Origin of the sequence: Sorangium sp. So ce119, from assembly GCF_051524405.1 — a bacterium.
In the GTDB taxonomy this organism is placed as follows: Bacteria; Myxococcota_A; Polyangia; order Polyangiales; family Polyangiaceae; genus Sorangium; species Sorangium cellulosum_G.
Map to the genome: position 1 here is coordinate 664,295 of NZ_CP150310.1, position 12,694 is coordinate 676,988.

Here is a 12,694-nt window from a genome sequence, read left to right on the forward strand (position 1 = left end):
CAATGGCTGAGATCACGCGCGAGCAGGTCGTCGATTACCTCTCCAACCTCCCTGTCATCCAGATCGCCGAGCTCATCAAGGACCTCGAGAACAAGTGGGGCGTCAAGGCTGCCCCCGCGGCCGTCGCCGTCGCCGCTGGCCCCGCTGCCGGCGCCGCTCCGGCCGAGAAGGCCCCGGAGCAGACCGAGTTCGACGTCATCCTCGCGAACTCGGGCAGCAACAAGATCGGCGTCATCAAGGCGATCCGCGAGATCACCGGTCTGGGCCTGAAGGAGGCGAAGGACCTGGTCGAGGCCGCGCCGAAGACCGTCAAGGAGCAGGTTTCCAAGGCGGACGCGGAGGAGATGAAGAAGAAGCTCGTCGAGGCAGGTGCTACCGTCGAGCTCAAGTAACGATCACCGCTCCCTGCTAGGGAAATCGGGATCCGCCGGAGGACGGCGGCAGGGGCGGTCGTCCCTGCCGCACGTCCCGCTTTTGTCTGAAGAAAGGGGCCGCGCGTGCGGGCCCTCCGACGAGGACCACGGGTACGGGTCCTCGACCGCTGCTGAAGAAGAGGACCGCAGGTACGGGTCCTCGGTCAACTCTGAAGAGGACCGCGGGTGCGGGTCCTCGACCAATGCCGGAGCTCAATGGGTCGCCACGCGGTCCGCTCTGCCCCCACAGCCAAGATGTTCTGGGTCCTCACACCCTGGGGACGCTCGCTCGCCATTGGTGCGTAGCTTCGTGTTCGTTGCTCGGTTCGAGCCGTGCGCCCGCCCCGCACGCCTCGTGTGAGCCGGAGGAAATCGATGCCGTCGGTCGTCCAATCCAACTTCCGCGTCCGTAAGAACCTGGGTCGCGTTCGTCGCATCATCGACGTCCCCAACCTGATCGACATCCAGAAGTCGAGCTACGACAAATTCCTCCAGATGAGCGTTCCGCCGAACGAGCGGGAGGAAGTCGGGCTGCAGGCGGTGTTCCGCTCGGTCTTCCCGATCAAAGACTTCAACGGCACGAGCGAGCTCGTCTTCGTCTCGTACAACCTCGAGCCGCCGAAGTACGACGTCGATGAGTGTCGCCAGCGCGGTATGACCTACTCGGCGCCGATCAAGGTCACGAACCAGCTCATGATCTACGACACCCGCGACGGCGGGGAGCGGATCGTGCGCGACATCAAGGAGCAGGAGGTCTACTTCGGCGAGCTGCCGCTGATGACCGAGACGGGCACGTTCATCATCAACGGCACCGAGCGCGTCGTCGTCAGCCAGCTCCACCGCAGCCCCGGCGTCTTCTTCGACCACGACAAGGGCAAGACGCACTCGAGCGGCAAGCTGCTCTATTCCGCGCGCGTCATCCCCTACCGCGGCTCGTGGCTCGACTTCGAGTTCGACCCGAAGGACATCATCTACGTTCGCATCGACCGCCGGCGGAAGATGCACGCGACCGTGCTGCTGCGCGCGCTCGGCTACTCGACGCAGGACCTGCTGAACTACTTCTACTCGACGGAGACCGTGTACCTCGAGAAGGGCGGCAAGTACGCGAAGAGCATCGAGTACGACCTCCTGGCCGGCCAGCGGACGACGCGCGACATCAAGATCGGCAACGACGTCATCGTCAAGAAGAACACCAAGTTCACGCGCGCTGCCATCCGGAAGATGAAGGAGGCGAAGCTCGAGCGGCTCAGCCTCGAGCCGGAGGAGCTCGTCGGGAAGGTGGCTGCGCACGACATCGTCGACCCGGAGACGGGCGAGGTCGTGGTCGAGGTGAACGAGGAGCTCACCGAGGCGAAGCTCGAGCGGCTGCGCGACGCGAACATCGAGCAGTTCCGCATCCTCTTCATCGACGGCCTGAACGTGGGCTCGTACCTCCGCGACACGCTGCTCACCGACAAGGTGAAGACGATGGAGGACTCGATCCTGGAGATCTACCGGCGCCTGCGGCCGGGCGATCCGCCCACGCTCGAGACCGCCAAGACCCTGTTCCACAACCTGTTCTTCAACGCCGAGCGCTACGACCTGTCGAAGGTCGGCCGGTTGAAGCTGAACTACAAGTTCTACCGGGACGTCCCCGAGGAGGAGCGGCCGGGGCTCGACCTCACCGTGCTCACCCCGCAGGACATCCTCGAGACGGTGCGGCACCTCATCGAGCTCAAGAACGGCCGCGGCTCGGTCGACGACATCGACCACCTCGGCAACCGCCGCGTGCGCGCGGTCGGTGAGCTGATGGAGAATCAGTACCGCATCGGCCTCGTCCGCATGGAGCGCGCGATCAAGGAGCGCATGAGCATGTCGCAGGAGATCGACACGCTCATGCCGCACGACCTGATCAACGCGAAGCCGGTCAGCGCGGTGGTCAAGGAGTACTTCGGGAGCTCTCAGCTCTCGCAGTTCATGGACCAGACCAACCCGCTCTCGGAGGTCACCCACAAGCGCCGCCTGTCGGCGCTCGGGCCGGGCGGCCTCACCCGTGAGCGCGCCGGCTTCGAGGTGCGCGACGTCCATGCGACGCACTACGGCCGCATCTGCCCGATCGAGACGCCGGAAGGCCCGAACATCGGCCTCATCGCGTCGCTGTCGACGTTCGCCCGCGTGAACGAGTTCGGCTTCGTCGAGACGCCGTACCGCAAGGTCGAGAACGGTCGAGTGACCGAGGACGTGATCTGGCTCTCCGCGCTCGAGGAGGAGGGCAAGTACATCGCGCAGGCGACCGTGAACCTCGATGAGGGCGGGCGCTTCAAGGAGTCCCTCGTCTCGGCCCGCTACAACGGCGAGTTCAAGATCGTCACGCCCGAGATGGTCGAGCTGATGGACGTCGCGCCGAACCAGATGGTGTCGGTCGCCGCCGCGCTCGTGCCCTTCCTCGAGCACGACGACGCGAACCGCGCGCTCATGGGCGCCAACATGCAGCGCCAGGCCGTGCCGCTGGTCCAGTCGCACGCCCCGCTCGTGGGCACCGGCATGGAGGAGCGGCTCGCCCGCGACTCCGGCGTCTGCGTCATCGCGCGGCGCCCTGGCGTCGTCGAGAGCGTGGACGCGACGCGCATCGTCGTCCGGGCCGAGGGCGAGGGCGCCGAGGTGCCCGATATCTACCACCTCATGAAGTTCCAGCGCTCGAACCAGTCGACCTGCTACACGCAGAAGCCGGTCGTCAGGACGGGCGAGGTGGTGAAGAAGGGCGACGTGCTCGCCGACGGGCCGTCGACGGACATGGGCGAGCTCGCGCTCGGCCAGAACGTGCTCGTCGCGTTCATGCCGTGGCAGGGCTACAACTTCGAGGACTCGATCCTGGTCTCCGAGCGCATCGCCAAGGACGACGTGTTCACCTCGATCCACATCGAGGAGTTCGAGTGCGTCGCCCGCGACACGAAGCTCGGCAAGGAAGAGATCACCCGCGACATCCCGAACGTCGGCGAGGAGGCGCTCAAGGACCTCGACGACTCCGGCATCGTGCGCATCGGGGCCGAGGTGCGTCCGGGCGACATCCTGGTCGGCAAGATCACCCCGAAGGGGGAGACCCAGCTCTCGCCCGAGGAGAAGCTGCTCAGGGCGATCTTCGGCGAGAAGGCCGGCGACGTCCGCGACAGCTCGCTGAAGGTGCCGCCCGGCGTCGGCGGGATCGTCATCAACGCCCGGGTGTTCTCGCGCAAGGGGACCGAGAAGGACGACCGCGCGCGGGACATCGAGGATCAGGAGCGGGCCCGGATCGAGCGGACGCGCGACGAGGAGATCAAGATCCTCCGCGACTCGTTCTTCCGCCGCATCCGCGAGATCCTCCTCGGCAGGGAGACGACGGGCAAGCTCGTCGACGACAAGGGCAAGGTGCTCTTCCAGAAGGGCGCCATCATCGATGAGGCGTCGCTCGTCGACATCCCGCGCAAGTACTGGGGCGAGATCCCCGTCGACGACGCCGAGCGCGTCCAGCAGATCCTGCGCGACCTCGAGGAGCTCGTCCGCACGCGCGAGGAGCACTTCCGCGACAAGATCGATCGCCTCTCCAAGGGCGATGAGCTGCCGCCTGGCGTCATCAAGATGGTGAAGGTCTATATCGCCATCAAGCGCAAGCTCCAGGTCGGCGACAAGATGGCGGGCCGCCACGGCAACAAGGGTGTCATCAGCCGGATCCTCCCCGAGGAGGACATGCCGTATCTCCAGGACGGCAGGCCGGTCGACCTCGTGCTCAACCCGCTCGGCGTCCCGAGCCGCATGAACGTCGGGCAGATCCTCGAGATCCACCTCGGGTGGGGCGCCTTCGAGCTCGGCAATCAGCTCCAGCGCATGCTGGAGCAGCAGCGGGCGACGGCCGAGGTCAAGGAGCACCTGAAGGCCATCTACGCCGGCGACGAGTCGATGGATGGCTTCTTCGACAACCTCGACGACGCCGACGTCAAGCGCTTCGTCAAGACGGTCGATGAGGGCGTCTTCATGGGATCGCCGGTGTTCGACGGCGCGCACGAGTCCGACATCAAGGGCGCCCTCGAGCTCGCCGGACTCCCGACCTCGGGTCAGGCGATCCTCTTCGACGGCCGGACGGGCGACGCGTTCGACCAGAACGTCACGGTGGGCATCATGTACATGCTGAAGCTCCACCACCTGGTCGACGACAAGATCCACGCTCGCTCGATCGGGCCGTACTCGCTGGTCACGCAGCAGCCCCTCGGCGGCAAGGCGCAGTTCGGCGGGCAGCGGCTCGGCGAGATGGAGGTCTGGGCGATGGAAGCCTACGGCGCCGCGTATGCGCTGCAGGAGTTCCTCACCGTGAAGAGCGACGACGTGATGGGCCGCACCCGGATGTACGAGGCCATCGTGAAGGGGGATTACACCCTGGAGGCGGGGCTGCCGGAGAGCTTCAACGTGCTCATCAAGGAGCTCCAGTCGCTCTGCCTGAACGTCGAGCTGGTCGAGACGAGCGGAGGCGTGGAGGCCTCGGCCGCGGAGGAAGAGGAGTGATGCAGTTCGTCACGTCACGAGCGCCGCGCGCCTGGTCGGTGATGACAGGGGAGGCGCGCGGCGAGGGCGGCGCGCCCCCGAGCGCTGACACAGTGGGCGCGGACAGGTTCATCGGTTTCGTTTCCGTCTCCGGAGGTCTCCATGCGTGACATCTTCAGCTTCTTCGAGAAGCCCAAAGACCCGCTGTCGTTCAGCGCTATCCGCATCTCGCTCGCGAGCCCGGAGAAGATCCGCGAGTGGTCGCACGGCGAGGTCAAGAAGCCGGAGACCATCAACTACCGGACGTTCAAGCCGGAGCGGGATGGTCTGTTCTGCGCCAAGATATTCGGGCCGGTGAAGGACTACGAGTGCAACTGCGGCAAGTACAAGCGCATGAAGCACCGTGGGATCGTGTGCGAGAAGTGCGGCGTCGAGGTCATCCAGTCCAAGGTCCGCCGCGAGCGGCTCGGGCACATCTCGCTGGCCACGCCGGTGGCCCACATCTGGTTCCTGAAGAGCCTCCCGTCGCGCATCGGCAACATGCTCGACATCACGCTCAAGGACCTGGAGAAGGTGCTCTATTGCGAGGCCTACATCGTCATCGACCCGAAGGAGACCGGCCTCATGCGGGGCGATCTCCTGAGCGAGGAGCGCTATCTGCAGCTCCTCGACGAGTACGGTGACGACAAGTTCAGCGCCGGGATGGGCGGCGAGGCGATCCTCGAGATGCTCAAGCAGGTCGACGTCCACGGCCTGGCCGAGCTGCTCAGGACCGAGATGCGCGCCGCGACCAGCGAGGCGAAGCGGAAGAAGCTCGCCAAGCGGCTGAAGGTCGTCGAGGCCTTCCGCGAGAGCGGCAACCGGCCGGAGTGGATGATGCTGACCGTGATCCCGGTGCTGCCGCCGGATCTGCGCCCGCTCGTCCCCCTGGACGGCGGCCGCTTCGCCACCAGCGATCTGAACGACCTCTACCGGCGCGTCATCAACCGCAACAACCGTCTGAAGCGGCTCCTCGAGCTGAACGCGCCGGAGATCATCATCCGGAACGAGCGGCGGATGCTGCAGGAGGCGGTCGACGCGCTGTTCGACAACGGCCGCCGCGGCAAGACGATCACCGGCCCGAACAAGCGCCCGCTCAAGTCGCTCTCCGACATGCTGAAGGGCAAGCAGGGCCGGTTCCGCCAGAACCTGCTCGGCAAGCGCGTCGATTACTCGGGTCGCTCCGTCATCGTCGTGGGCCCGACGCTGCGCCTGCACCAGTGCGGTCTGCCCAAGAAGATGGCGCTCGAGCTCTTCAAGCCGTTCATCTACAACAAGCTGGAAGAGCGCGGCTACGTCAACACCATCAAGAGCGCGAAGAAGATGGTGGAGAAGGAGCGCCCGGAGGTCTGGGACATCCTCGAGGAGGTCATCAGCGAGCACCCGGTGCTCCTGAACCGCGCCCCGACGCTGCACCGCCTCGGCATCCAGGCGTTCGAGCCGGTCCTCATCGAGGGCAAGGCGATCCAGCTCCACCCGCTGGTCTGCGCGGCGTTCAACGCCGACTTCGACGGCGACCAGATGGCGGTCCACGTGCCGCTGTCGGTCGAGGCGCAGATGGAGGCGCGCGTGCTCATGATGAGCACGAACAACATCCTCTCGCCCGCGAGCGGCAAGCCGATCATCAACCCGACGCAGGACATCGTGCTCGGGCTCTACTACGCGACCCGCGAGCGGAAGTTCGAGAAGGGATCCTACCGCGCCGACACGCTCTCCTTCGGCGAGGACGGCGTGGCGCAGGGCTACCTGCGGGGCATCTACGCCTCCCCCGAGGAGGTGCGGATGGCCTACGACAACGGCGAGGTCGCGCTGCACGCCGGCGTCCGCGTCCGCGTGCCGATCATCGACGACGACGGCAACCCGCAGCTCGACGAGTTCGGCCACGTGAAGCGCCGGATCGTCGAGACCACGGTCGGCCGCGTCATCATCTCCGAGGTCCTCCCGAAGGGGGTCGCGTTCGAGTACGCGAACAAGACCCTCGACAAGAAGGCGCTCTCGGCGCTCATCGACGTCTGCTACCGCATCCACCGCAACAAGGAGACGGTCCTCCTCGCGGACCGGCTCCGCACGCTCGGCTTCGACCATGCGATGCGGGCGGGCATCTCCATCTGCATGGATCACATGGTGATCCCCGCGGCCAAGAAGGTCCTCCTTGGCGAGGCGCAGAAGGAGGTCGAGCGCGTCGTCGAGCAGTACCAGGAGGGGCTCATCACCGACGGCGAGCGGTACAACAAGATCGTCGATATCTGGGCGAGCATCGCCGACCAGGTCACGACCGAGATGATGGGCGGCATCGGCAAGGAGACGATCGTCGACCACGAGACGGGCAAGTCCTCGATCGAGCCGAGCTTCAATCCCATCTACATCATGGCCGACTCCGGCGCGCGCGGCTCCACGCAGCAGATCCGGCAGCTGGCCGCGATGCGCGGCCTGATGGCCAAGCCGTCCGGCGAGATCATCGAGACGCCGATCACCGCGAACTTCCGCGAGGGTCTCAGCGTGCTCCAGTACTTCATCTCGACGCACGGCGCGCGGAAGGGCCTCGCGGACACGGCGCTCAAGACGGCGAACTCGGGTTACCTCACCCGGCGGCTCGTCGACGTGGCGCAGGACGCGGTCATCTCCGAGTTCGACTGCGGCACGCTCGACGGTATCCGCGTGGCGAAGCTCGAGGAGGCCGGCGAGGTCATCCAGCCGCTCGGCGACCGCATCCTCGGCCGCGTGGCGCTGGAGGACGTCGTCGACCCGCTCACCGGGGAGGTGCTCATCACGGCGAACACCGAGCTCGACGAGCAGGCGGTGCGGTCCATCGAGGACGCCGGCATCGAGGAGGTCGTCATCCGCTCGGTGCTCACGTGCCAGCTCCGCCGCGGGGTCTGCGCGCTGTGCTACGGGCGCGACCTCGCGCGCGGCTACCGGGTCAACATCGGCGAGGCGGTCGGCATCATCGCCGCCCAGTCGATCGGCGAGCCCGGCACGCAGCTCACGATGCGCACCTTCCACATCGGCGGCACCGCGGCGCGCGGCAAGATCGAGGCGAGCTACCTCGAGGCCCGCACCGAGGGCACCGTCCGCCTGCGTCGCGCGGTCGTCCAGAAGAAGAAGGACGGCACCATGGTGGTCATGAACCGCCACGGCGAGATCGTGGTCGTCGACGAGACGGGCCGCGAGCGCGAGCACAACCGCCTCGTCTACGGCGCCATCCTCAAGAAGGCCGACGGCGAGCGCACCAAGCCCGGCGAGCTGCTCGCCGAGTGGGACCAGTTCGCGACGCCGATCCTCACCGAGGTCTCCGGCGTGGTGAAGTTCGGCGACCTCATCGAGGGCGTCAGCGTGCAGGATCGCCTCGACGAGGTGACGGGCCTCTCCCGGAAGGTCGTCATCGAGTCGAAGGCGGCCGACGTCCGCCCGCGCATCTCGCTGAAGGACCCCGAGTCCGGCAGGACGCTGAAGCTCCCGAACAGCGAGCTCGAGGCGCGCTACCTGCTGCCTGTCGGCGCGCACATCGTCGCCCAGGAGGGGGATCTCATCGAGGCCGGCGAGGTCATCGCGAAGATCCCGCGCGATACGACGAAGGTGCAGGACATCACCGGCGGTCTGCCCCGCGTCGCCGAGCTGTTCGAGGCCCGAAAGCCGAAGGATCACGCGATCATCAGCGAGATCGACGGCGAGGTCACGTTCGGCAAGGACACGAAGGGCAAGCGGAAGGTCATCATCACGCCGTACTCGCCGGACGGGCACGCGCTCGGCGATCAGGCGCGCGAGTACCTGATCCCGAAGGGCAAGCACATCCAGGTGCAGCCGGGTGACCGGGTGCGCGCGGGTGACCCCCTCCAGGACGGCCCGCCGAACCCGCACGACATCCTCCGGGTGAAGGGCGAGAAGGAGCTGTCGGCCTGGCTCGTGAACGAGATCCAGCAGGTCTACCGGCTCCAGGGCGTCGGTATCAACGACAAGCACATCGAGGTCATCGTCCGGCAGATGCTCCGGCGGGTCCGCGTGCGCGAGGTCGGCGACACCAACTTCCTGGTCGACGAGCAGGTGGAGAAGCACATCTTCGAGAAGGAGAACGAGACCGTCCTCGAGCGCGGCGGCAAGCCCGCCATCGCCGAGGCGCTCCTCCTCGGCATCACCAAGGCCAGCCTGTCGACCGAGTCGTTCATCAGCGCCTCGTCGTTCCAGGAGACGACCAAGGTGCTCACCGAGGCCGCGATCAACGGCAAGACGGACGATCTCCGCGGTCTCAAGGAGAACGTCATCATGGGCCGCCTGATCCCGGCCGGGACGGGGCTGCCCGCCTACAAGCGCCTCCAGGTCGTGGTCGAGGGCGAGCCGGTGGTTCAGGCCCCGTACGTCGCCCCGCGGCCGCGTCCCGAGGAGACGCTCACCGCCGTGAACGAGGAGTAGCGGCCACGCGGCGCGCCAGGGGCGGGGTCAGCTTCGCCCCTGAGCGCGCCCGCCTCCTGCGAGGCGCTCTCGCGCCGGTCAGGAGACCGCTTTCCCGCCCGCAGCCTCGGGCCTCCCGGTCTGGCGAACCGCGCCAGACGTGGCGCGCACGCCCACCCGGGGTCAGTCTTCACCTCACGTAGCAGCGCATCGGTCGAGCGGGGTCACGGGATTCAACCGGCGTTCGCCCGGATGTTCACGGGGCTCGCGCGGAGCCCCCAGCTCTGCTCTCATTCATAGAACGCACCCCATGGCTGCATACGCCGCGAGCGGCAGGCCAGCTCTCCCCGCGTGCTCCCGTCCGCGAGGGTTCTCCGGCGCGCGCCCACCCCCAATTTTTGAGTAGAATCAGGGTTTCGATGGCTTCCGTTCACGGATTGAACCAGCGGATTGCCGATCGCCTCGTCCTCGAGGGGCGCATCACCCCGGACGATCATCGTCGCGCCGTGGAGTACGCCATGCGTACGCGCGGCCGCATCGAGGACGCCATCATCGAGCTCGATATCGTCAACGAGGCCGAGCTCCTGAAGTTCATCGCGACCGTCCACAACACCCGCTTCGTCTCGACCGAGAAGCTCTCGAAGGCGATCATCGAGCCGCGCGTGCTCGCCAAGGTCTCGGCGATCACCGCGACGCTGCACGGCGTCTTCCCGGTCCTGCTCGACGAACGGAACACGACGCTCTCCGTCGCGACCGCGGACCCGGACAACGACGTCGCGCTGCACGAGATCCGTCTGGCTGCGGGCGTGCGGGACGTTCGCGCCATCGTCGCCCGGCCGGCGGCCGTGCGCGCGGCCATCGCGTACCACTACCGGGGCGACACGACCGCGTTCAACTCGCTGCTCCGGCCGGTGAGCTCGTTCGACGAGGTCCTCTACAACAACGCCAACAACAACCCCTTCGAGCGCACGTCGACGGCCCACGAGCGCGCGTCCATGACGCATGAGCGCGCGCCGATGATGCACGATCGGGCCTCCATGACCCACGTGCCCGCGGCGCATCCGCAGACGATGCACGGGCAGACGATGCACGGGCAGCCCGCGCACGTGACGCCTCCGCATGCCCAGCCGATGCACACGCAGACGATGCACGGAGTGCCGGCGCACGCGACGCCGGCGCTCGCGCCCGTGCCCGTGCCGCTCGTCACGACGCCGCTGGCTCCGGCCGTCATGCGGGCGCCCTCGGCCCCGCCCCGGGGGGCCACGGCTGGCCCTCCGCCGACGCCGGTGCCGCCGTCGCCTCCCGCCCAGCCGCAGCAGATCGCTCCGGTGTCCGCGCCGGTCCCGCCGCCGCCGCACCCGACCACCAGCCACGCGTACGTCGAGACGCTCAACGTCCTCGTCAGCCTGCTCGAGAACAACCGGCAGGACCTGCGGGGCCACTCCTCCACGGTCGCGCGCATCGTCCGGAAGCTCTGTGAGCGCATCGGCCTGCCGCCGACCACGGTCGCGAGCTACGTGGCGTCGGCTTACCTGCACGACCTCGGCAAGAACGGCCCGTACCACCTCACCGCGCTCAACGTCGCCGAGTACGAGGGGCACCGGCTCGCCGCGACGAAGAGCGTCGACCTCCCGGCGCACCTCATGGAGTCGGTGGGCCTGCCGCAGGACGTCGTCTCGGCGATCAACCTGATGTACGAGCGCTACGACGGCAGCGGCTTCCCCGACGGCCTGTCCGGCAAGGAGATCCCGCTCGGGGCGCGGATCCTCGCGGTCGCTGACACCTACGCGGACCTGACGCAGAACCCGCGCAACCCCTACCGCAAGGCGCTCCGCCCGCCCGAGGCCTGCGACGTGCTCGCCCAGTACCGCGGCACCATCTTCGATCCGAACATCGTCGACCTCTTCCGCCAGGTCATGACCGGCGACGACATGCGCGCGAAGCTCCTGTCCGACCGGCACCAGGCGCTCATCGTCGACCCGGACCCCGAGGAGACGACGGTGCTCGAGCTGCGGCTCCTCGAGCAGGGATTCGAGGTCTCGATCGCGCGCAACGTGGCGCAGGCGCGGCGCGAGCTCGAGACGAAGGACATCGAGGTGGTCGTCAGCGAGATCGATCTCGAGGAGCCCGACGCCGGCCTCGCGCTCCGGGCCGACGCGCTGAAGCTCGGCTTCGGCCGCGACAAGACGTGGGTCATCCTCACCGCGAAGACGGACCGGCAGACCGCGCAGCGCGCCTTCGATCTCGGCGTCGACGACTTCGTCTCGAAGCCCGCGTCGACCGACGTCATGGCCGCCAAGCTCCGCCAGCTCATCGAGCGGCGCTCCTCGACCGCCGTCCCCCGCGGCGTGTCCGGCTCGCTCGCCGAGATGGGCCTGCCGGACATGATCCAGATCCTCTGGCATGGCCGGAAGACGTGCGCGCTCAAGATCCAGGCGAACTCGATGGCCGGCGAGATCCACTTCGCCGACGGGCAGGTCGTCCACGCGCTCTGGGCCGGCGCGCAGGGCGAGGACGCGTTCTACCGGATGCTCACGCTCCGCGAGGGGGACTTCCGCCTCGACCCGAGCTTCTCGCCCAGCACCCGCAGCATCACCGCCTCGCCCGAGGCGCTGCTCCTCGAAGGGATGCGCCGCCTCGACGAAGGGACCCTGTCGTAGACGCGCCGCGCGCGTGGAGGCCGGGTTGAAGAGCGCCGTCTGCATCGAGACCCCGCGGCTGCGCCTCTCGATCCCGCCCCCCGAGCTCGCCGGCCGCTACCTCGGCTACTTCGAGCGCAACCGCGACCACCTGGCCCGGTGGGATCCGCCGCGCCCCGAGGGCTTCTACACCGAGGCGTTCTGGCGCGAGCGCGTCCTCCGCGATCGCGACGACCTCGCCGCGGACCGGGCGCTCCGGCTCGCGCTCCAGTGGCGCGGCGCTGCCGAGGGCGAGGTGATCGGGGTCTGCAACTTCAACCAGTTCGTCCGCGGCGCCTTCCAGGCCGCGACCCTCGGCTACTCGCTCGACCAGCGCGCCGTGGGCTCGGGGGTCATGTCCGAGGCGATCCAGGCGGCGCTCGCGTACATGTTCGACACGCTCGGCTTCCACCGGGTGATGGCGAATTACCTGCCGCACAACGAGCGCAGCGGCCGGCTGCTCCGGCGCCTCGGCTTCGTCGTCGAGGGGTACGCCCGCGATTACCTCTACATCGACGGCGCCTGGCGCGACCACGTCCTGACCGCGCTGACGAACCCCCGCGCCGCGCCACCGGGCGCCTCGCGAGCGCCGGCGGCGGGTCTCCCGTCGGGGAGCGCCGGCCAGCGCCGCGGATGACCTGGCTGCGCGGCGGCGCGACGCCCCTCGCGGCTCGCAAGCACGGGAGA

The 12,694-nt window shown here is 67.9% G+C and carries 5 protein-coding genes; all 5 read left to right on the forward strand.

Annotated elements, in window-relative coordinates:
- Window positions 1-2: 2 nt before the first annotated feature.
- Window positions 3-392, forward strand: coding sequence for a 50S ribosomal protein L7/L12 (rplL, locus tag WME76_RS02765; protein ID WP_437288610.1), 390 nt, complete (start codon window positions 3-5; stop codon window positions 390-392).
- Between the two features lie 396 nt (window positions 393-788).
- Window positions 789-4,925 carry a DNA-directed RNA polymerase subunit beta gene (gene rpoB, locus WME76_RS02770; RefSeq protein ID WP_437958667.1) on the forward strand — a complete coding sequence of 1,379 codons (4,137 nt, stop codon included), beginning with the start codon at window positions 789-791 and terminating at the stop codon, window positions 4,923-4,925.
- Between the two features lie 141 nt (window positions 4,926-5,066).
- Window positions 5,067-9,350: a DNA-directed RNA polymerase subunit beta' gene (gene rpoC / locus WME76_RS02775; protein ID WP_437958668.1), complete on the forward strand. Its 4,284-nt coding sequence runs from the start codon at window positions 5,067-5,069 to the stop codon at window positions 9,348-9,350.
- Between the two features lie 398 nt (window positions 9,351-9,748).
- The gene (locus tag WME76_RS02780; protein ID WP_437958669.1) at window positions 9,749-11,989 is read left to right on the forward strand and encodes an HD domain-containing phosphohydrolase; all 2,241 of its coding nucleotides are present in this window, start codon (window positions 9,749-9,751) and stop codon (window positions 11,987-11,989) included.
- Between the two features lie 25 nt (window positions 11,990-12,014).
- Complete coding sequence (locus WME76_RS02785) at window positions 12,015-12,644, forward strand: GNAT family N-acetyltransferase (RefSeq protein ID WP_437958670.1); 630 nt, start codon at window positions 12,015-12,017, stop codon at window positions 12,642-12,644.
- Window positions 12,645-12,694: the final 50 nt, after the last annotated feature.

Excerpts from the sequence above, each read along its gene's own strand:
- WME76_RS02780 (WP_437958669.1), top strand. The coding sequence starts at position 9,749 with ATGGCTTCCGTTCACGGATTGAACCAGCGGATTGCCGATCGCCTCGTC.
- rpoC (WP_437958668.1), top strand. The coding sequence starts at position 5,067 with ATGCGTGACATCTTCAGCTTCTTCGAGAAGCCCAAAGACCCGCTGTCG.
- rpoB (WP_437958667.1), top strand. The coding sequence starts at position 789 with ATGCCGTCGGTCGTCCAATCCAACTTCCGCGTCCGTAAGAACCTGGGT.
- rplL (WP_437288610.1), top strand. The coding sequence starts at position 3 with ATGGCTGAGATCACGCGCGAGCAGGTCGTCGATTACCTCTCCAACCTC.